The sequence below is a fragment of the Enterobacter sp. FUJ80071 genome (genome assembly GCF_038739915.1).
GTDB classification, from domain to species: domain Bacteria; phylum Pseudomonadota; class Gammaproteobacteria; order Enterobacterales; family Enterobacteriaceae; genus Enterobacter; species Enterobacter kobei.
Genome location: NZ_JBBXKH010000001.1, coordinates 3,475,125 through 3,495,040 on the forward strand (window position 1 = coordinate 3,475,125; position 19,916 = coordinate 3,495,040).

Consider the following 19,916-nt stretch of genomic DNA (forward strand, 5'->3'; position numbering starts at 1 on the left):
TTATACAGAGCGTAACCGATTGCATCTACACTTTTTTAAAAAAAATGCTTGCGATTGCCTCTCAGCAGGTTACTATCGACTGAATAACTTGCTGATTTAGAATTTGATCCCGCTCACATGTTATCCTCTCAATCCCCCTCAATTTATACCGTCAGCCGCCTGAATCAGACGGTGCGTTTGCTGCTTGAGCAGGAAATGGGGCAGGTCTGGATCAGCGGTGAGATCTCTAACTTCACGCAGCCCTCTTCCGGCCACTGGTACTTTACCTTAAAAGACGACACCGCCCAGGTGCGCTGCGCGATGTTCCGCAACAGCAACCGCCGCGTGACGTTTCGTCCGCAGCACGGCCAGCAGGTTCTGGTTCGCGCCAATATTACCCTGTATGAACCGCGCGGTGATTATCAAATTATCGTCGAGAGCATGCAGCCTGCGGGCGAAGGGCTGTTGCAGCAGAAGTATGAGCAGTTAAAAGCAACGCTTTCTGCCGAGGGGCTTTTCGACCAGCAGTTTAAAAAACCGCTGCCCTCTCCTGCCCACTGCGTTGGGGTTATCACCTCAAAAACCGGTGCGGCACTGCATGATATTTTGCACGTCCTTAAGCGTCGAGACCCTTCCCTGCCCGTCATCATCTACCCGACCGCCGTGCAGGGCGACGATGCGCCGGGCCAGATTGTGCGCGCCATTGCGCTGGCCAACGCGCGCCAGGAGTGTGACGTACTCATCGTCGGGCGCGGTGGCGGCTCGCTGGAAGACCTGTGGAGCTTTAACGACGAGCGCGTGGCGCGGGCAATCTTTACCAGCCTTATCCCGGTCGTGAGTGCCGTCGGGCATGAAACGGACGTGACGATAGCCGATTTTGTCGCGGATTTACGTGCGCCTACGCCTTCCGCGGCGGCAGAAGTGGTGAGTCGTAACCAGCTGGAGCTGCTGCGTCAGATCCAGAACGGCCAGCAGCGCCTTGAAATGGCGATGGACTACTTCCTCGCCAACCGTACCCGTCGCTTTACCCAGCTTCATCATCGTCTGCAGCAGCAGCACCCGCAGCTGCGCCTGGCGCGTCAGCAGACGGTGCTGGATCGTCTGCGCCAGCGCATGAATATCGCGCTGGATACTCAGCTGAAACGCGCCGTTTCGCGCCAGCAGCGCGTGACGCAGCGCCTTAACCAGCAAAATCCGCAGCCGAAAATTTACCGCGCGCAAACGCGGATTCAGCAGCTGGAGTTTCGTCTGGCGGAGACTCTCCGCGCCCGGCTGAGTACCACCCGCGAACGTTTTGGCAATGCGGTGACCCATCTTGAAGCGGTCAGCCCCCTCTCCACGCTGGCGCGCGGCTATAGCGTCACCACCGCGACGGACGGGAAAGTGCTGAAACAAACCAAACAGGTCAAAGCCGGGGATGTGCTGACCACCCGCCTGTCTGACGGCTTGGTAGAAAGCGAAGTGAAATCAATTAAACCGGTGAAAAAGACGCGTCAGCGCAAAACCGGATAATTCTTCGCCGGTTACTTACTATACTGCAGCTATTCCCTTTTTTAATAAGGAGAGCTGCATGACCCATCTTTATAGCGTTATTCCCCCTTATATTCTGCGTCGTATTATCGAAACGGGTTCCGAGCCGCAGCAGCGCTGCGCCCGTCAGACCTTAACCCACGTACAGACGTTAATGGCCCATATGCCGGGCAAGCCCGCCGCGCCGCACGTGAATAAAGCCGGACAGCTGGAGCGAGACATCTACGATGCGAAGCAAACCCAGGAGCTGCCGGGTACCCAGGTGCGATATGAGGGTCAGCCGTCGAATGGCGATGTCGCGGTTGATGAAGCCTACGATTATTTAGGGGTTACCCACGATTTCTTCTGGAAAGAATATCAGCGCGATTCGCTCGATAATAAAGGGCTTATTTTGACCGGGACCGTTCACTATGGACGGGAATATCAGAACGCCTTCTGGAACGGTCAGCAGATGGTATTTGGCGACGGCGACGGGGAAATATTTAATCGCTTCACGATTGCCATTGACGTGGTAGCGCACGAGCTGAGCCACGGCGTGACCGAGACCGAGGCCGGACTGATCTATTTTGAACAGTCGGGCGCGCTAAACGAGTCTCTCTCTGACGTGTTTGGCTCGCTGGTGAAACAGTACCATCTGAAGCAAACCGCCGATAAAGCAGACTGGCTGATTGGTGAAGGGCTGCTGGCCGCAGGAATTAACGGCAAAGGGCTGCGCTCGATGTCTGAACCCGGCACCGCCTACGATGACCCGCTGCTCGGCAAAGATCCGCAGCCCGCGCACATGAAAGATTTCATTAAAACGCGCGAGGATAACGGCGGCGTGCATCTGAACTCCGGTATCCCCAATCGGGCGTTTTATCTGGCCGCGACGGCGATCGGCGGTCACGCATGGGAAAAAGCGGGTTATGCCTGGTACGACACAGTTTGCGATCGCAATCTGGCGCAGGATGCAGATTTTGAGGCCTTTGCAAAACTAACGATCGCGCACGGAGAGAAACGCTCTGGTAGCGACGTCGGAGCGGCCATAAAACAAGCCTGGGAACAGGTGGGAGTGCTGTAGATGCAGGTTCCGGAACTGACGGATGACGCCGTAGTTGAGCTGGCCCGGGAAGGCGGCGTCGCTTTTATTCCTAAGCTGAGCGGTCAGCGCACCATCGCGCTGTCCTCGCTCAATGAGGCCCAGCGCCAGCGCCTGGTGAGCATTCTGGAGCAGGCGTTTCCACGCGGCCAGCCGCCCGGGCAAGCCACGTCCCCCGGCAGCGGTGACCAGCGCTATTTCCGCATCCAGATTATCTGGACCGGGCAGAATCAGGCACATTATGCCGATATCATCGTGCTGGTGCCCGAGCAGGAAGCACCCGAGTCGCTGGTCGAACTGTGGCAGAAAGGCGAAGGCTGCGTGTGTGATTAACGTTCTGCCGGAACAAACTCCACGCGCTTTTTAGAGATTAAGCCGTGGCCGTTCTGGCAGAAATAATCCACCGCGCCACAGGCTTTTAAAACCTGGAGCGGCTGATGGCACTCCGGGCAACGGGCTTCAAGCGCAATGTCTTTGTTACAGTTCTCGCAGTGCGCCTCCCCATTCTGGGGCTCCAGCGTTGCCTGGCAATCCGGGCAGGTAATCGTCATGGTGACTCCTTCAAAGCATTCAGGTCTGGGGTAATTTTACCACGTTGCGTTCAGTGCGGACCACGCAACTGTTGCTGCAAGGTCAGCAGCAGCGCAACTTCCTCGATCCGACGGCGCGTGGTTCGGCTCACCTCCTGCGGATCCCGCTCAAACAGACTTTTATCGCCAAGAATATGTCCCGCAAGACAGTGCTCGTAGATTGTGCCGGGGAGAGACCAGCGCTGGATATCATCCCCCTCAATGACCTCCAGCACATCTTCCGCGCCGCGCCGGTCGTGACTGATGGTGCGCCCGTCACGCAGATGCAGACGCAAGCCTTTTTGCCCGCCCGCAGGTCCTGCGTATTTGTTAAGCCAGATGTCCACCGGTACGCCGCTGATGCTTCCCTGAAGATGCGCCTCACCTTCCGCCGTGGTCAGGTCTCCTTTTGCAATAGCGCGGCCCAGACGGTCTTTAGCGGCAACGACCTGTAGCGTCATCTCGTCATCGCCCCCCAGAAAGCACATCGTTTCACGCAGCATCGCCAGCACATGCGTACCGATATCCAGAATCACGCCATCAGGGTGACGAAGCGTTCTGGTATCCGGTTCACCGGTGGAGAAATTAAGCGCGATGGGTTCGCCGACAGCGTTATACCCGCTTGGCTCCTGCAAAAAGCCTTCAATTCTGACGACGTCAGAAAAATGATCGACCAGCGAGCGCTTCACCGTTTCGATGCGCGCCATCCAGTGGTCGAGCGCCAGCACGCGGGATGCCGCACCGGGCGTGGCCAGTAGCGCATTAAGCTTATCTATTTGGGGAAGCGTGGCGACAATCGGTTTTTCTATCACAATCCGGGAGATCGGTGAGGCGATTGCCTGCTCAAGCACCTCAAGATGGTGCAGCGATGCGGTAGTGATAAACAGGGTATCAAGCGGGGTGGCAAGCAGTTCCGCAAGCGAGGCGCAGCGCATCACGCCTTCAGGGTGCTTTGCCGGGAGAACATCAAACCCGAAACAACGAACCGGGCGGCCATACAGGTTACGCAATGCGGGCAGATACGCTGTCTCCACTACCGCACCAAGACCAACAAATCCTAACTGCATATTTTCACCTCAGGGAATAACGTGCCGGGGCGTAACGCCAGCCCCGGCACGCTGAGGTTTATCAGGCGCTAGCTGCCGGTTTCGTTTGCGCATTTTCCAGCATACGACGCACCGGAACAATGAGGACGATCAGCACCGCGGCACAAATCAGCAGCGCGATGGAGCAGCGGGCGAAGAGATCCGGCAGCATATCCAACTGGTCGGCCTTCACGTGACCGCCGATCAGGCCCGCCGCCAGGTTACCCAAGGCACTGGCGCAGAACCACAGACCCATCATCTGGCCGCGCATTCTTTCCGGCGCCAGCAGGGTCATGGTCGCCAGACCGATCGGGCTCAGGCACAGTTCACCCAGCGTCAGCATCAGGATACTGCCCACCAGCCAGAACGGCGACACCCCCGCCCCACCGTTGCTCAGTACATTCTGTGCCGCCAGCATCATCAGGCCAAAGCCCGCTGCCGCACACAGAATACCGATCACGAATTTGGTGATACTGCTTGGGCGGATGTTCTTCGTCGCGAGCTTCGGCCATGCCCAGCTGAACACCGGGGCCAGCAGGATGATGAACAGCGCGTTAATCGACTGGAACCAAACCGCCGGGATTTCAAAATCACCGATCATGCGGTTAGTGTAGTCGTTGGCAAACAGGTTGAACGAGGTTGGCTTCTGCTCAAACGCAGACCAGAAGAACGCCGCTGAGACCAGCAGAATAAAGCACACCAGCAGTCTGGCGCGTTCTTTACGGTTCAGGCCAGCAAAAACAAACAGATAAATAAAGTAGAGGGCAACAGACGCCGCAATCACGTAGACCAGCACGCTGGCTACCGCGACCGGGTTAATCACAATCACGCCCTGCGCAATCAGCGTCACGAGCGTTGCCACACCTGCCGCCAGCACCAGCAGCCAGATGCCCACGCCATTACGCTTCACCACCGGACTGTTCCAGGTGGAATCCAGACCGACTTCGCTGTCGTAGCGTTTCATCGCCGGAACCGCAAACACGCGGAAGATAATCAGCGCCACCAGCATCCCGATGCCGCCAATACCAAAGCCCCAGTGCCAGCCGTGGGTTTTAATCAGCCAGCCGGAAATCAGCGGGGCAATGAACGAGCCCATGTTGATGCCCATATAGAACAGCGAGAAACCGCCGTCACGACGCGCATCGCCTTTTTTATACAGAGTCCCCACCATGACCGAGATACAGGTCTTGAACAGGCCAGAGCCGAGCACGATGAACATCAGGCCGATAAAGAACAGGTTGTCACCCATGATGGCCGACAGCGCAATCGACAGGTGGCCGAGCGCAATCAGAATTGAACCGTACCAGACGGCTCTCTGCTGCCCAAGCCAGTTATCCGCCAGCCAGCCCCCCGGCAGCGCGGCCAGGTACATGGTCCCGGCAAAGATACCGACAATCGCCGAGGCGTTTTCACGGGCCAGACCCATCCCGCCGTCATAGACGGTGGCGGCCATAAACAGGATCAGTAACGGACGAATGCCGTAAAACGAGAAACGCTCCCACATCTCGGTGAAAAACAGTGAACCGAGCGGATACGGATGGCCGAAGAACGTTCGGCTCTCTTTTTGATTAACAGAGGATTGCATAATTCTCCCGAAAGGTATGTGTCGTGCTTGTAAACACCAGCAAGTACGCCGGCCAGTTACGTATCTGACCGATTTTTTACATGCGGCGAAAAGTTAGTTAACCATTTGATAACCAGATGCTAGTTTTGTCTAGTACCGGGCCCGGGACTTTAAGACGAAAATTCGACGATTGTCTACTTTCTTAGTTTTAAACATGGTTAAAAGTGAATAGTGATTGACATCACACAGAGAAAACCGGCGGTATGATTGGGCAAAAAAAAAGCCCGCGACATGCGCGGGCTTTTGTGAGTTCAGCAAAGCTTATTTGCTTTTCTTAATGTGCTTAATCAAACGCTTACGCTTACGCATCTGGTTCGGCGTCAGGGTGTTGCGCTTGTTAGCGAACGGGTTTTCCCCTTCCTTGAACTGGATGCGGATAGGCGTGCCCATCACGTCCAGCGATTTACGGAAGTAGTTCATCAGATAGCGCTTGTAGGAATCCGGCAGGTCTTTCACCTGGTTGCCGTGGATCACCACGATTGGCGGGTTATAACCCCCGGCGTGAGCATATTTCAGCTTCACGCGGCGACCGCGTACCAGCGGCGGCTGATGGTCTTCCGCAGCCATATTCATGATGCGGGTCAGCATGGCGGTGCTCTGACGGCGGGTGGAGCTGTCATAGGCTTCACGCACGGATTCGAACAGGTTACCGACGCCGCTGCCGTGCAGGGCAGAAATAAAGTGCACGCGCGCAAAGTCGATAAAGCCCAGACGGAAGTCGAGGGTCTCTTTCACCTGCTCGCGCACTTCATTGCTCAGGCCATCCCATTTGTTGACCACGATAACCAGTGAGCGCCCACTATTGAGGATAAAGCCGAGCAGAGAGAGATCCTGATCGGAGATTCCTTCGCGTGCATCAATGACCAGCATGACGACGTTGGCATCTTCAATCGCCTGCAGGGTTTTGATAACGGAGAATTTTTCCACCACATCGGTGATTTTCCCGCGCTTACGTACCCCGGCGGTGTCAATGAGGACATACTCACGTTCATCGCGCTGCATCGGGATGTAGATGCTGTCGCGCGTGGTGCCAGGCATGTCGTAAACGACCACGCGCTCTTCACCCAGAATACGGTTAGTAAGTGTAGACTTACCTACGTTTGGACGCCCCACGATAGCCAGCTTGATTGGCAGATCCTGCGGATTGAAGTCGTCTTCAGGCTCTTCTTCGCCCTCAACGCCCTCTTCAAACTGCGCCCAGTATTCAGCGTCTTCGTCCACCTCTTCCGGCGGGTTAACTTCATCAACCCATGGCAGCAGAACGGTTTCCAGCAGGCTGGTCACGCCGCGACCGTGCGATGCCGCAATGGGGTAGATTTCCCCCAGGCCTAAAGACCAGAAGTCTGCAACAGCCTGATCGGCATCGATACCGTCAGTTTTGTTCGCCACCAGGAAAGTAGGCTTTTCACGCGAGCGCAAGTGTTTGGCGATGGCGGAGTCTGCCGGCATCAGGCCAGCGCGCGCATCCACCATAAACAGCACCACGTCCGCTTCTTCAATCGCCAGCAATGACTGTTCCGCCATGCGGGTTTCAACGCCGTCCTCTGTACCGTCAATACCACCGGTATCAATACAGATGAACTCGCGTCCTTCCACCTCTGCACGACCGTACTTACGGTCACGCGTCAGCCCCGGGAAATCCGCAACCAGCGCATCACGGGTGCGTGTTAAACGGTTAAAAAGAGTGGATTTTCCAACGTTAGGGCGCCCGACAAGCGCGACCACAGGTACCATGTTTGAAGCCTCATAAAATTCAAATAAACGTCGCATTCGCGGCGTTTTTAAAAATGTCAAAACGGCTCCTGAGTGAACAGGAGCCGTTTAGTATACTACAACCGCCGGGTAATTAACGCGTGATCGCGTACAGCGTACCGTCTTTTGCCTGAATCAGCAGTTTGCCGTCAGCCACAACCGGATCGGTCAGGAAACCAGAGCTGTCGACTTTTTGCTGTGCAACAAAGCGGCCGTTATCCGGATCAATCCAGTGCATATACCCTTCGCTGTCGCCTACCACCAGGCTGCCGTTGTACAGTGCTGGCGCGGTCAGCAGACGGTGCAGCAGATCGCTTTGCGTCCACAGTGTCACGCCGCCTTCAGTGCTCAGCGCCAGCAGACGGTCGTTCTGGTCAACCATATAGATACGGTTACCGTCCACAATGAAATCATTTACAGAACCCAGTTCACGTTTCCACATGATCTGGCCGCTGCGCAGATCCAGCGCGGTGAGGTTACCGTTATAGGCCAGCGCGTAAACCACACCGTCTACGATGACCGGCGTTGTGTCGACGTCGCTCAGACGGTCAATTTCCGTTGAGCCTGTAGCCTGAGAGATACGCTGCTGCCAGATCATCTGACCCTGCTGCATCAGCACGGCACTCACGCGACCGTTATCACCGCCTACAATTGCTGCACCGAATGCGGTAGCAGGCGCAGATTCACCGCGCAGAGAGAGCGCAGGCATGTCAAGGTTAACGGTCCATTTCACCAGACCGTCCGCTTCGTTCAGCGCCTGCAGCTGGCCGTTGCTGGTATGAATCAGCACCAGGCCGTCGCTGACGACCGGGCGAGACAGGGATTCACCGGCTACGGTGGTTTGCCAGGCAATGGAGCCGTCGCTGGTGTTCAGGGCATAAACCTGCGCCTTTTCGCTACCCACGTAGACATGACCACCGGCAACCGTCAGGCCGCCAGACAGCAGTGCAGGTTTACGGGAGAACCAGCCATCTTTTTCCGCCAGGTTAACAGACCAGACTTCTTTTCCGTCATCAGCATTGACCGCTTTCACGGTACCTTTACGATCGGCGGCATAAACAACGCTGTCCGCAAAGGCCGGATGAAGGTTGGAATAAAAGTCACCAATACCATTACCAACGGAGACATCCCACGCGGTAGAAGGGGTAAACTGGTTTTCAACCGTCGGCAGTGGGGACATTTTTACAACGTCTTCTTCGCCACTGAACAGTGAACAACCACTCAATAACGTAACAGAAAGCAGTCCTGGCAGAAGTAATTTACGCAATTGCATCGGGTCCCTCTCAGACGGACAAATTATTTATTTTCATCTGCATCATTTCGCTCAGCGCAGGTGAAGCTTTGCTATCCACGCCAGCTTGCCACGCTTTACGCGCGCCCGCTTTGTCACCTTTGCTCAGCAGCGCTTCACCGCGCAGATCGGCAACGATGGCAGCAAAACCTTCGCCTTTAACGGTATCGAGCGTTTTCAGCGCATCGTCAGCTTTTTTCTGCTGAACCTGAATACGTGCCAGGCGCAGATTAATCACTGCTTTCAGGTTTTCATCGCTGGCAGCAGCAAGACCCTGAGTCAACTGAGCAACAGCTTTATCCAGTTCGTTCTTATCAACGTACTGCTGAGCCACTTCCAGCGCAGCCAGCGCGCCGTAGGTGTTTTTGTTGTCAGCAGCAAATTTCTCTGCCGCAACCAGCGTTTGTGGCTGATCGGCACGGATCGCACTCACGGTATTTTCATAGGTCAGAGACGCGCCGCGCGCGGTATCCGCCTGATGATTGTTCCAGTAACGCCAGCCAATCAGCGCGCCCACACCTAAAATCACCCCAACAACCAGCGCTTTGCCGTTCTCAACAAAGAAGCGTTTAATCGCGTCGACCTGATCGTGTTCGTTCTCGTAAATTTCCACGCAGTCTTTCTCCTTAGCCCAATAGAGTGCGCAAATGCGCCGCAACGCCGTCCTGCGTTACCGTTGTTTGCTCACCAGAGCGCAGGTCTTTAACTACCACTTCGCCGTTAGCCACTTCGGACTCACCCAGCACCAGTGCAATACTTGCGCCCCACTTATCGGCACGAGCAAACTGTTTTTTGAAGTTGCCGCCGCCATGATTGGTCATCAGCTTAACGCCCGGCAGCGCATCGCGCACGCGTTCGGCAAGCTGCATCGCCGCAGACTGCGTTTCCGCGCCTGAGGCCACCAGGTATATATCGACAACGGAATCTGCTTTAAATTCCGGATTAACCGCCTGAACTAACAAAACAAGTCGCTCAAGGCCCATCGCGAAGCCAACACCAGGTGCTGCACGGCCACCCAGTTGCTCAACCAGACCGTCATAACGACCGCCGGCACACACGGTGCCTTGTGAACCGAGGCTGGTGGTCACCCACTCAAACACGGTGCGGTTGTAGTAGTCCAGGCCGCGCACCAGACGCTGGTTCACGGTGTAGGCAATGCCCGCCGCTTCAAGCAGCTTGCACAGGCCGGTAAAGTGTTCGCGAGACTCGTCGTCCAGGTAGTCACCCAGTGCAGGTGCATCATTCAGCAGCGCCTGCACATCCGGGTTTTTGGAATCCAGCACGCGCAGCGGGTTGCTGTACATGCGGCGTTTGCAGTCTTCGTCCAGCTTGTCTTTATGCTGTTCCAGGAATGCAACCAGCGCATCGCGATAGTTCGCACGCGCTTCCAGAGAACCGATAGAGTTCAACTCCAGCGAAACGTGCTCAGCAATACCGAGCGCGCGCCACCAGCGGGCCGTCAGCATAATCAGTTCGGCGTCGATGTCCGGACCCTGCAGGCCAAACACTTCCACACCCAGCTGATTGAACTGACGATAACGACCTTTCTGTGGACGTTCGTGGCGGAACATCGGGCCGATATACCACAGGCGCTGCTCCTGATTGTACAGAAGACCATGTTCGATGCCGGCGCGTACGCAGCCCGCCGTCCCTTCCGGACGCAGAGTCAGGCTGTCGCCGTTGCGGTCCTCAAAGGTGTACATCTCTTTTTCAACCACATCGGTCACTTCGCCGATCGCGCGTTTGAATAACGGGGTCTGCTCTACAATCGGCAAACGGATTTCGCTGTAACCGTAGCTGCCGAGCACCTGCTTCAGTGTGCCTTCAATGCGCTGCCAGATGGCGGTTTCGCCAGGCAGGTAATCGTTCATGCCGCGGATGGCTTGAATGTTTTTTGCCACGTTTATTCTCTTTCTATATACAAAAAAAACCCAAAGAATGGGTTCAATCATACATGGGAAGCGGCACGCTTCCCATCACGTTATTTTTCAACCTGCTGAACGCTGATACGCTGTGTCTCGTCCATCATCGCGGCTTTAGCGCGGATGCGAGCTTCGAGCTGGTCGATCATGTCACTATTATCCAGACGATCTTTACGAACGCCATCTTCATAGAGACCACTTTTCTTGTTACCGCCGGTCACGCCCAGTGTGGACACCAGCGCTTCACCCGGACCGTTCACCACGCAACCGATGATGGAGACGTCCATCGGGGTGATGATATCTTCCAGACGCTGCTCCAGGGCATTCACCGTACCGATCACATCAAATTCCTGACGCGAGCAGGTTGGGCAGGCAATGAAGTTGATCCCACGCGCACGAATACGCAGTGATTTCAGGATATCGAAACCGACCTTGATCTCTTCTACCGGATCGGCCGCCAGCGAAACGCGCAGGGTGTCACCGATCCCTTCAGAGAGCAGCAGTCCCAGACCGATCGCGGATTTGACAGAACCGCTACGCAGGCCACCCGCTTCGGTGATCCCGAGATGCAGAGGCTGATCGATCTGTTTTGCCAGCAGGCGGTACGACTCCACCGCGAGGAATACATCGGACGCTTTTACGCTAACTTTGAACTGATCGAAGTTAAGACGATCGAGATGATCGACATGGCGCATCGCGGATTCGAGCAGCGCCTGCGGCGTGGGTTCACCGTATTTTTCCTGCAGATCTTTTTCCAGCGATCCCGCGTTGACACCGATACGGATAGGGATATTTTTGTCACGGGCGCAGTCCACCACCATGCGGATGCGCTCTTCGTTACCGATGTTGCCCGGGTTAATACGCAGGCAATCAACACCGTATTCGGCCACTTTCAGCGCGATACGGTAGTCGAAGTGGATATCCGCTACCAGCGGAACGCTGACCTGCTGTTTGATCAGCTTGAACGCCTCTGCGGCATCCATGGTGGGCACGGAGACGCGAACAATGTCCGCGCCTACACGCTCTAATGCTTTGATTTGGTTGACCGTTGCTTCCACGTCCGTGGTGCGCGTGTTGGTCATCGACTGAACGGCGATGGGTGCTCCATCGCCGACTGGCACATTCCCAACGTAAATCCGTTTCGATTTTCTACGTTGAATCGGAGCCTGGTTATGCATGAAAAATCTCCCGCGTTGCCCGTCTGTTACTGTGCTGCTGATTGTTCGGCATTAACGGTAAGACGTGCAACCTGGTTAGTTCTGATAAAGCGGCTCAGGTCGACAGGTTTTCCTTGATACTGGATCTGTACCGCTGCCGGAGCGCCGATTTTAAGTTTGTAAGGTGCCTGACCCGTTAGGTTTAACGTGCCATCTTTCCGCTGCAGGCCGCTAAACAGTTTTTTACCTGTCGCGTCAGTGACTTCCAGCCAGCAGTCGGCAGTGAAGTTCATCACCAGCGCGTTTGGATCGGCTGCTGGTGCGGCAGTAGCCGCCGGGTCGGTAGGCAGGGATGCCGCGGTATTGTCCGTTGGCTGAGTCGCCGCAGGCGCGTTCGCCGCAGTATCAACATTCGCCTGAGAAGGGGCAACGACCGCGTTCTGATCCTGAGCCTGAGGCGCAGCGGTGTTAGCCGTGGCTGCCGGAGCCTGCGCCGCATCGGTTGCCGGAGCCGTTGTTTGCGGCTCGCTTGAGGTGGCTGCACCGTCGGTGTTCAGCGGGACGCTCTGAGCGCCACCATTCCCTGCCTGATTGAGTTCAGCAGAGGATTGATCGGCCATGGTGGTGATCTCTTCCTGCTGCGCCTTATGGTTTTGCCACCACCACGCGCCGGTCAGGCCGATCACCACAAACAGCACCAGCCAGGTAAAGCTCATCAGCCAGCCATCACGTTTTTTACGACGTTTCCCCAGGGAGAAAGTTTGCATCGGCGCCACTTTCGCTGCGCGAACCGGTGCCTGCTTCTCCATCATTGGCAGTAATTCGTTTTCGGGGATGTGCACCAGTTTTGCGTAAGAGCGGATATAACCGCGCAGAAATGTTGAAGCCAGATCGGCAGGCGCCTTATCTTCTTCAATATCGCGAACCGTGGAAACCTTCAGGCACAAGCGTTCTGCAACGGCTTGCTGGCTGAGTCCGAGTTGTTCACGGGCGTTGCGAAGACGAACGCCAGTGGAGAGTGCTTCATGTTGGTCGTGAGTGGCTTCAGTATTCATTCGCTACAACTACTGGTACGTGAAAAAAAGGGTTCAGGTGCCGGTGAGTCACAATGCCACCCGCACCGCGAAACTTCAGGTCAGTTAACCTTGAACAGACAGTATAAGACTGTCAGCCCGGAGATGACAGTACAGCCCTGCCCGAACGGCTAAACTGTTGTTACGTCGTTACATACTGCCCGAAAGTCGGATGAAACGCACCGTAATTATTGATCAGTCTTCACGAATCTGACTGATTATTCAGTAAGATTATGCACTCACGGCGCAGATAATGCGCCGTGAGTGCATAATAATCAAACAGCTTTGACCGCAATCGTCTCACCCTGCATGCGTTTACGCAGGGTACGTTTGGTTCGGTCAATGACATCGCCAGCCAGTTGTCCACACGCTGCATCAATATCATCACCACGGGTTTTACGCACGATAGTGGTGAAACCATACTCCATCAGTACCTTGGAGAAACGGTCGATACGGCTGTTTGAACTACGGCCATACGGCGCCCCCGGGAACGGGTTCCATGGGATCAGGTTGATTTTGCATGGCGTATCTTTCAGCAGCTCAGCCAGTTGATGCGCGTGCTCGGTACCGTCGTTAACGTGGTCAAGCATCACGTACTCGATGGTGACGCGGCCCTGGTTGGCGTTGGATTTCTCCAGGTAGCGGCGCACGGCAGCGAGGAAGGTTTCGATATTGTACTTTTTGTTGATCGGTACAATTTCGTCACGAATTTCATCGTTTGGTGCGTGCAGAGAGATAGCCAGCGCAACGTCAATCATGTCGCCAAGCTTATCCAGCGCAGGGACAACGCCTGACGTCGACAGCGTCACACGACGCTTGGACAGGCCGAAACCGAAGTCATCCAGCATGATTTCCATTGCCGGTACCACGTTAGTCAGGTTCAACAGCGGCTCACCCATCCCCATCATCACCACGTTGGTGATAGGACGCGTACCGGTCACTTTTGCCGCCCCGACGATTTTCGCCGCACGCCAGACCTGGCCGATAATTTCAGAGACACGCAGGTTACGGTTGAACCCTTGCTGTGCGGTAGAGCAGAATTTGCACTCCAGCGCGCAGCCCACCTGGGAGGAGACACACAGCGTGGCGCGGTCTTCTTCCGGGATGTAGACGGTTTCAACGCGCTGATCGCCTACGGCAATCGCCCATTTGATGGTGCCATCGGCAGAGCGCTGCTCTTCCACCACTTCCGGGGCGCGGATTTCAGCCACTTCTTTGAGCTTGTTACGCAGCACTTTGTTGATGTCAGTCATTTCATCAAAGTTGTCGCTGCAGTAGTGGTACATCCATTTCATCACCTGATCGGCACGAAACGGCTTCTCACCCATATCTTTAAAGAACTCGCGCATCTGCTGACGGTTCAGGTCCAGCAGGTTAATTTTTCCATTTTTATTGGGAACCGCAGGAATGGCGACTTCGGAGGTATTCACTAATTCAGACATAATATTTTCCGGCCTCGTTGTTACACGTTGTGGCCCCTGGAGGGTTGAATAGAAACGCCCCGGACAGCGGTCTGCTCATCCGGGGCGTTGCATTGTACAAAGTCTGGCGCAGGGATGCCACGTTTGCACGTGGCATTTACGAAATTAATGTGTAAACGAAACCGTTAAATTAACGGGTGCGTGGACACACTTCGCCTTCTGCGAAGAAGAAGGCGATTTCGCGTGCAGCAGATTCAACGGAGTCAGAACCGTGGGTGCCGTTCTCGGTGAAGCTGTCCGCGTAGTCAGCGCGCAGGGTACCGGCCAGCGCGTTGTCCGGGTTGGTTGCACCCAGCAGATCGCGATGGCGCTGTACTGCATTCTCGCCTTCCAGCACGGATACCACAATAGGACCGGAGGTCATGAACTCAACCAGACCGTCAAAGAATGGGCGGCCTTCGTGCTCAGCGTAGAAACCGCGAGCCTGCTCAACGGTCAGGTGCAGCATTTTGGTGCCAACAATTTTGAACCCTGCTGATTCAAAGCGAGCGAAGATGCTGCCAATAACGTTTTTTGCCACCGCGTTTGGTTTGATGATGGAAAAAGTACGTTCAATAGCCATGATAACCTCTGTCAATGTTCTGTTGTTTTGCATACCTGAGTATGGTGTGGCGCGGATTATAATGAGCAATAGCGCCATTGCCTATGGTTCTGCATAACATTTTTTTAAAATGAGACGAAGATTAGCAACAGGTCGAATCGCGCATAGCGAAGTGATGGCGTGAACAGAAGGGGCAGTGCTTTTCATCCATCCTGAATGACCAGAAATGACGATGACACGTCAGGCAAACAGCCTCACAGGCAGGCGTCACGCTGCTTTTCGCGCTCTGTTCTGTCTGCGTTATGCTTATCGCGCCATGCTGACACACCGCTTCGCACCCCCCACACCCGGTACAGCGTCCGGTTTCCACCACCAGCGTGGCATTCTCAAAACGAATTGCGTTTTCCGTGCAGCTTCGCCAGCATGCCCCACACAACATACATTTTCCGATGTCGAGAACGATATCTGACTCACTAAATCCTGCGAATGCCCTGCGCAGCTGACGCTGGCCCGGCACGACGTTACAGCGGCGCACATCCTCCCGCGGAACATACATAAGCGCACGGCGGGCAATATTCACCTCGTTGATCGGGTCAGGCTTAAAAGCCCATACCGCTTCACCCCGTCGACGAAGCACAAGATTAAGCCGGGCAAGCGCCAGTAACCAGGCCGGGTAGTGTTCCGCTTCAATACTGATAAAACGCACGCCGTGTTGCGCATGCCATAGCAGAAGCTCATTCACCCCTGAGGCATGTTCAGTAAAAGGCCCAACGAGGGTATCGCCACGCAGAAAGCGTTTTCGCGGCGTGATGTCGGTAATGGCCTCGGTGGGACAGACGAACAGGCAGTCACCGCAGCCTATACAGCGCTGTTCATCAACCGAGATACCCATTTCAGTAAAAGAAAAAACCTGCGCGGGACAAACGTCCGCGCAGGCACTGCAGGCAGCATGGCGAAAACGGCGACGCACGCACGCATGCGTCACCTCTATCGCCGGGGATAATGACAATTCGCCCATCAGCCAATACTGAAGAAAACGAAGCGCAGCATAAGCTCACCCACGATCAACAGCGCACTGCCCAGCAGCATTGGGCCTCGCGCCGCTTTCAGACCGCCCGCGGCAAAGCACAGCATACCCGCAACCGAAACGCACCAGCTCAGCAGATGTACCGTGCGCAGTTGCTCCAGCATCTGCAACGGTGCGTGAGGGAACGTCACCACGGTGTTATCCATGGTCGCAATGTCTGCCAGCCAGACGGGCTGCATGACCAGACGCACAAGCACCAGCAGCGCGACAATGACAACCGCCGCACGCACGGAAGTTTGGCAGCGCAGCCCAACGGCCATGCAGGCTGAACCTATGATCCCCACTGAGCCGATGAACAGCACCAGAGTGTTAATGTGCTGCCAGGTCACCACCGACGTATGCATGTAGATCTGCGCCATGCAGAACACATCCACCAGCCCGGCAACACCGGCCACAACCAACAGCATCTTCCAGCCTGGTTTTTTGGCAAACAACAGCAGCGTCGCAAGGCCCAGTGCCACAAGGTAAAGGCTGGCGAAGACGATCTCACGGCTCAGCCAGGAGCTGGAAACGTGGCGCAGCGCGTTAAGGGCGTTGAGCGGATAGCCCATGTGCAGCGCCGAGGAGAGAAGCCCCAGACTGGCCAGGACAAACGCCCCGGCAGCGGGCAGCAGCAGACGAGATTGCGATGCACGCGCCTCGCCAAACGCCAGCCAGAGGGTCACGCCTACCGATCCCTGCAGGAACAGCGTAAATATCAGCAATGGTAACTCATGCATGACGCTTCCCCTCTTTCTCTGCACCCTGATGCGCTTTGACTACCAGGTTCGGTTGTGTGATGGAAGAATCAGGCAAACCTTTCACATCGCAGACCGCGCCGTATTTCTCCCGAAGTTCATCAATGGGTCCGAATTTGATCGCTTCGAGTGGACAGGTTGCCACACAGACTGGCTGCTCCCCCTTTGCCTGGAGATCCACGCAAAAATCGCATTTCGACATCTGTCCGGTCTGCTCATTGAGCTGCGGCGCGCCGTAAGGACATGACCATGCGCAGTAGCCGCAGCCAACGCACTTGTCCGTATCGACGCGCACGATGCCGTCGCCCGGACGCTTGTGCATCGCGGTAGTCGGGCAGTTTTTGGTGCAGACCGGGTCCGCACAGTGGTTACAGGAAATAGAGAGCGTGTAAGCAAAAACGTTATTGCTGACGCCCCCCTGCCCGGTTGGAATGAAATTTCCGCCGTTGACTTCATAAACGCGGCGGAAACGACGTCCAACCTCAAGGTTATTTTTATCTTTGCACGCCACCTGACAGGCCTTGCAGCCCGAACAGCGGGAGGAGTCGATATAAAAACCCAGCTGTTTATCGCTCACCGGCGCGTAGTGTTTAAACTGACTCATGCTTTCGCTACCTCCACCAGCATGGTTTGATGAGAATTCCCTTTCGCAAGCGCGGTAATACGGGCTGAACTGAGGACGTTCGCGCAACCACCTTTATCAATACCCTGCTCGTCCGGCTGCCACCAGGCACCAGCCTGCATGGCAACGACGCCTGGAATGATGCGCGGCGTCACCTCGGCCGGGATTTCACAAATGCCGCGCGCGTTATGGATGCGCACGGTATCGCCCTGTGCAATGCCGCGCTTTTGCGCATCCTGCGGGTTAATCCACAGCTTTTGCTGCTGGGCTTCAATTAACCACGGGTTAGCATATTGGGTTGAGTTGGCACGGTTTTTCCCTTTCCAGGTAATCAGCTGAAGCGGGAAAGTTTTCGCCAGTTCATCTTCCGGGCCTTCATGAGCGGGAACGTAGTGCGATAGCGCCGGAATTTCCGGGTGATGCATGTCGTACAGACGCTTCGAGAAGATCTCAATCTTCCCGGACGGCGTCGGGAACGGATGATTTTGCGGATCGCGAATGTTGTCTTCAAAGGCAACGTACGGCGCGCTTTTGAAAAGATGCTGACGCGTTTTCTGTAGCGTCGTGAAGTCCGGCAGATTTTCCTCCGGCATCGCCAGCCGCGTCTGCTCCCAGATGTGCTCAATCCACGCTTTTTCGTCACGGCCCTCGCTGAACGCGGGTTCAATGCCGAGCTTAGCGGCAACCTCACGCAGCCAGTCGTAATCTGAACGGCGCTCAAACTCAGGCTCAATCAGCTTTTCCGACAGGATCAGATAGCTCGCGGTCCCCCAGGTTTCGCCAATATTCCAGCGCTCCATAAAGCTGGTTTCCGGCAGAAGAAGATCGGCGTATCTGGCGCTCGGCGTCATAAACAGATCGCTTGCGACAATAAATTCGATTTTCGACTCGTCTTCCAGCACGCGGGTCGCCTGATGGAGATCCGGGTTCTGGTTAGCCAGGTAATTGCCGGCCAGCGAGAACAGGATGCGGATATTGCTGTCCAGCTTGTCAGCTTCTTTCAAACCAACATCCGCCGTCACCTGAGAAGCATCGTCGGCGGCCTGCACCCAGTTCATCACCGATATTTTGGCTTTTACAGGGTTATCCGGCATTTCGGGCCCAACGGCAAATTTGCGGTTAGCGCAGCCGCCATAGCCTGCCGCCCAGCCGCCTTTTACGCCGACGTTACCCGTTAGCGTCGCCAGTAACGTTGAGCCGCGCGCGGTGCGCTCGCCGCAGTTGTGACGCTGCGGCCCCCAACCCTGGATCAGTGCAGCAGGTTTAGTATTTGCGTAGTCGCGAGCCAGCTGACGGATAGTCTGCGCAGGCACATGGGTAATTTTCTCGGCCCACTCAGGGGTTTTCGCCACGCCGTCTTTTGCCCCGCTCAGGTAAGCCATCAGGGATTCATTGGCCGGAACGCCTTCCGGCATTGATGCTTCGTCAAAGCCCAGGGTATAGCGCTGAATGAAGTCGCGATCGTGCAGGTTCTCTGTGACGATCACGTACATCATGGCATCCATCAGGGCATTATCAGTGGCAGGAAGCAGCGGGATCCACTGTTCGGCAAGGGAGGAAACCGTGTCTGAATAGCGCGGATCGACAACGATAAAGCGGGTGCCGTTTTGCTTCATCTTCTGGAAGAAGTAGTTGCTGTGACCAAAAATCGTCTCCGTCGGGTTATGCCCCCAGAGGATGACCAGTTTCGTATCAAGCAGCGTGTCCAGAGAACTGCCGCTGGCAGCGGTGCCATAGGTATACGGCGTGGCTGCCGCCGTGTTGCCCATACTGACCGAGTGATAGCTTTCGAGGTAGCCGCCGGTTAAGTTGAGCAGACGACGAACCATTTTATCGCCGGAAAACGTTCCGCCAGAAACTGCGGTGCCCACATGAACATAGCGTGAAGCCGCACCGTATTTTTGCGTAATCGTTTTTAATTGATTCGCTATTAGCGTCGTGGCTTCATCCCAGGTAATACGTTCGAATTTCCCTTCGCCACGTTTACCTGTACGCTTCATTGGATATTTAAGCCGATCGGGATGATAAACAAATTTCCGATACGCTCTGCCACGAACGCAGGCACGCATAACCGGCATCTGCGGATCCAATGCATTATCCGGGCGCGTAGAAATTCGGGTGACAACGCCTTCGCTGACGTGAGCTCGAATATCACACTTCCCCCCGCAGTCAAACGTGCTGCAGGTTTGCACCACTTTTTCTTCCGGCGCCGCACGTGTTGCCGCGGCGTCCTGCGCCTGTACGTTGCGGGTTGTCACAACAAGCGGAAGGGCGGCGAGCGCCGATCCTGCCTGAATAAAATGACGGCGGGATATCTCGGGAATAAAACCCTCTCCCTGATTTTTATTTTTTTTCATTGCTCGTTCCTTCAAATAAAAACGCATTCTC

The 19,916-nt window shown here is 55.6% G+C and carries 18 protein-coding genes; 3 read left to right on the top strand and 15 right to left on the bottom strand.

What is annotated here, in order from left to right:
• Window positions 1-117: 117 nt before the first annotated feature.
• The 3 genes from xseA to AAER43_RS16820 are packed head-to-tail and all read left to right on the top strand — an operon-like array spanning window position 118 to window position 2,920.
• Window positions 118-1,491, top strand: a complete 1,374-nt coding sequence (xseA, locus tag AAER43_RS16810) for an exodeoxyribonuclease VII large subunit (RefSeq protein ID WP_050862361.1) — start codon at window positions 118-120, stop codon at window positions 1,489-1,491.
• 58 nt (window positions 1,492-1,549) lie between these two features.
• Complete coding sequence (locus AAER43_RS16815; protein ID WP_023337609.1) at window positions 1,550-2,569, top strand: M4 family metallopeptidase; 1,020 nt, start codon at window positions 1,550-1,552, stop codon at window positions 2,567-2,569.
• A complete protein-coding gene (locus tag AAER43_RS16820; protein ID WP_014884802.1) occupies window positions 2,570-2,920 on the top strand; it encodes a protealysin inhibitor emfourin in 351 nt (116 codons plus the stop codon).
• Here the strand turns inward: AAER43_RS16820 and AAER43_RS16825 are convergent.
• The 15 genes from AAER43_RS16825 to AAER43_RS16895 all read right to left on the bottom strand — a co-directional run bounded on the left by AAER43_RS16825 (window position 2,917) and on the right by AAER43_RS16895 (window position 19,885).
• A complete protein-coding gene (locus tag AAER43_RS16825) occupies window positions 2,917-3,138 on the bottom strand; it encodes a zinc ribbon domain-containing protein (protein ID WP_050862360.1) in 222 nt (73 codons plus the stop codon). The genes AAER43_RS16820 and AAER43_RS16825 overlap by 4 nt on opposite strands.
• Before the next feature lie 50 nt (window positions 3,139-3,188).
• Window positions 3,189-4,223 carry a hypothetical protein gene (locus AAER43_RS16830; RefSeq protein ID WP_023331071.1) on the bottom strand — a complete coding sequence of 345 codons (1,035 nt, stop codon included), beginning with the start codon at window positions 4,221-4,223 and terminating at the stop codon, window positions 3,189-3,191.
• Window positions 4,224-4,284: 61 nt separating this feature from the next.
• A complete protein-coding gene (locus tag AAER43_RS16835) occupies window positions 4,285-5,826 on the bottom strand; it encodes a peptide MFS transporter (protein ID WP_047625587.1) in 1,542 nt (513 codons plus the stop codon).
• A gap of 300 nt (window positions 5,827-6,126) precedes the next feature.
• The gene (gene der / locus AAER43_RS16840; RefSeq protein ID WP_014884806.1) at window positions 6,127-7,599 is read right to left on the bottom strand and encodes a ribosome biogenesis GTPase Der; all 1,473 of its coding nucleotides are present in this window, start codon (window positions 7,597-7,599) and stop codon (window positions 6,127-6,129) included.
• Between the two features lie 112 nt (window positions 7,600-7,711).
• Window positions 7,712-8,890 carry an outer membrane protein assembly factor BamB gene (gene bamB / locus AAER43_RS16845; RefSeq protein ID WP_014884807.1) on the bottom strand — a complete coding sequence of 393 codons (1,179 nt, stop codon included), beginning with the start codon at window positions 8,888-8,890 and terminating at the stop codon, window positions 7,712-7,714.
• A gap of 10 nt (window positions 8,891-8,900) precedes the next feature.
• Complete coding sequence (locus AAER43_RS16850; protein ID WP_014884808.1) at window positions 8,901-9,521, bottom strand: YfgM family protein; 621 nt, start codon at window positions 9,519-9,521, stop codon at window positions 8,901-8,903.
• A 13-nt stretch (window positions 9,522-9,534) separates the two neighbouring features.
• On the bottom strand, window positions 9,535-10,809 hold the full coding sequence (hisS, locus tag AAER43_RS16855; RefSeq protein WP_014884809.1) for a histidine--tRNA ligase: 1,275 nt from the start codon (window positions 10,807-10,809) through the stop codon (window positions 9,535-9,537).
• A gap of 80 nt (window positions 10,810-10,889) precedes the next feature.
• A complete protein-coding gene (gene ispG, locus AAER43_RS16860; protein WP_023337626.1) occupies window positions 10,890-12,008 on the bottom strand; it encodes a flavodoxin-dependent (E)-4-hydroxy-3-methylbut-2-enyl-diphosphate synthase in 1,119 nt (372 codons plus the stop codon).
• Window positions 12,009-12,034: 26 nt separating this feature from the next.
• Entirely contained in the window at window positions 12,035-13,042 is a 1,008-nt protein-coding gene (gene rodZ / locus AAER43_RS16865) for a cytoskeleton protein RodZ (protein WP_023338666.1), read from the bottom strand.
• Between the two features lie 293 nt (window positions 13,043-13,335).
• The gene (locus tag AAER43_RS16870; protein WP_014884812.1) at window positions 13,336-14,502 is read right to left on the bottom strand and encodes a bifunctional tRNA (adenosine(37)-C2)-methyltransferase TrmG/ribosomal RNA large subunit methyltransferase RlmN; all 1,167 of its coding nucleotides are present in this window, start codon (window positions 14,500-14,502) and stop codon (window positions 13,336-13,338) included.
• A gap of 169 nt (window positions 14,503-14,671) precedes the next feature.
• Window positions 14,672-15,103 (bottom strand): nucleoside-diphosphate kinase, encoded by a 432-nt coding sequence (ndk, locus tag AAER43_RS16875; protein ID WP_003860625.1) that lies wholly within the window; start codon window positions 15,101-15,103, stop codon window positions 14,672-14,674.
• A gap of 121 nt (window positions 15,104-15,224) precedes the next feature.
• Window positions 15,225-16,100, bottom strand: coding sequence for a 4Fe-4S binding protein (locus tag AAER43_RS16880; protein ID WP_057057912.1), 876 nt, complete (start codon window positions 16,098-16,100; stop codon window positions 15,225-15,227).
• On the bottom strand, window positions 16,100-16,888 hold the full coding sequence (locus AAER43_RS16885) for a DmsC/YnfH family molybdoenzyme membrane anchor subunit (protein ID WP_050862357.1): 789 nt from the start codon (window positions 16,886-16,888) through the stop codon (window positions 16,100-16,102). Before AAER43_RS16885 ends, AAER43_RS16880 begins: the two co-directional genes overlap by 1 nt.
• Window positions 16,881-17,510: a DMSO/selenate family reductase complex B subunit gene (locus AAER43_RS16890; protein WP_014884815.1), complete on the bottom strand. Its 630-nt coding sequence runs from the start codon at window positions 17,508-17,510 to the stop codon at window positions 16,881-16,883. The genes AAER43_RS16885 and AAER43_RS16890 overlap by 8 nt, the downstream gene beginning before the upstream one ends.
• Window positions 17,507-19,885 carry a DMSO/selenate family reductase complex A subunit gene (locus AAER43_RS16895; RefSeq protein WP_023338670.1) on the bottom strand — a complete coding sequence of 793 codons (2,379 nt, stop codon included), beginning with the start codon at window positions 19,883-19,885 and terminating at the stop codon, window positions 17,507-17,509. Before AAER43_RS16895 ends, AAER43_RS16890 begins: the two co-directional genes overlap by 4 nt.
• Window positions 19,886-19,916 lie beyond the last annotated feature (31 nt).

Bases quoted from the DNA above. Each gene is read 5' to 3' on its own strand.
- AAER43_RS16890 (WP_014884815.1), bottom strand. From the start codon at position 17,510: ATGAGTCAGTTTAAACACTACGCGCCGGTGAGCGATAAACAGCTGGGT.
- AAER43_RS16815 (WP_023337609.1), top strand. From the start codon at position 1,550: ATGACCCATCTTTATAGCGTTATTCCCCCTTATATTCTGCGTCGTATT.
- der (WP_014884806.1), bottom strand. From the start codon at position 7,599: ATGGTACCTGTGGTCGCGCTTGTCGGGCGCCCTAACGTTGGAAAATCC.
- AAER43_RS16880 (WP_057057912.1), bottom strand. From the start codon at position 16,100: ATGGGCGAATTGTCATTATCCCCGGCGATAGAGGTGACGCATGCGTGC.
- AAER43_RS16830 (WP_023331071.1), bottom strand. From the start codon at position 4,223: ATGCAGTTAGGATTTGTTGGTCTTGGTGCGGTAGTGGAGACAGCGTAT.
- AAER43_RS16820 (WP_014884802.1), top strand. From the start codon at position 2,570: ATGCAGGTTCCGGAACTGACGGATGACGCCGTAGTTGAGCTGGCCCGG.
- AAER43_RS16895 (WP_023338670.1), bottom strand. From the start codon at position 19,885: ATGAAAAAAAATAAAAATCAGGGAGAGGGTTTTATTCCCGAGATATCC.
- xseA (WP_050862361.1), top strand. From the start codon at position 118: ATGTTATCCTCTCAATCCCCCTCAATTTATACCGTCAGCCGCCTGAAT.
- bamB (WP_014884807.1), bottom strand. From the start codon at position 8,890: ATGCAATTGCGTAAATTACTTCTGCCAGGACTGCTTTCTGTTACGTTA.
- rodZ (WP_023338666.1), bottom strand. From the start codon at position 13,042: ATGAATACTGAAGCCACTCACGACCAACATGAAGCACTCTCCACTGGC.
- ispG (WP_023337626.1), bottom strand. From the start codon at position 12,008: ATGCATAACCAGGCTCCGATTCAACGTAGAAAATCGAAACGGATTTAC.
- AAER43_RS16825 (WP_050862360.1), bottom strand. From the start codon at position 3,138: ATGACGATTACCTGCCCGGATTGCCAGGCAACGCTGGAGCCCCAGAAT.
- ndk (WP_003860625.1), bottom strand. From the start codon at position 15,103: ATGGCTATTGAACGTACTTTTTCCATCATCAAACCAAACGCGGTGGCA.
- AAER43_RS16885 (WP_050862357.1), bottom strand. From the start codon at position 16,888: ATGCATGAGTTACCATTGCTGATATTTACGCTGTTCCTGCAGGGATCG.
- AAER43_RS16835 (WP_047625587.1), bottom strand. From the start codon at position 5,826: ATGCAATCCTCTGTTAATCAAAAAGAGAGCCGAACGTTCTTCGGCCAT.
- AAER43_RS16870 (WP_014884812.1), bottom strand. From the start codon at position 14,502: ATGTCTGAATTAGTGAATACCTCCGAAGTCGCCATTCCTGCGGTTCCC.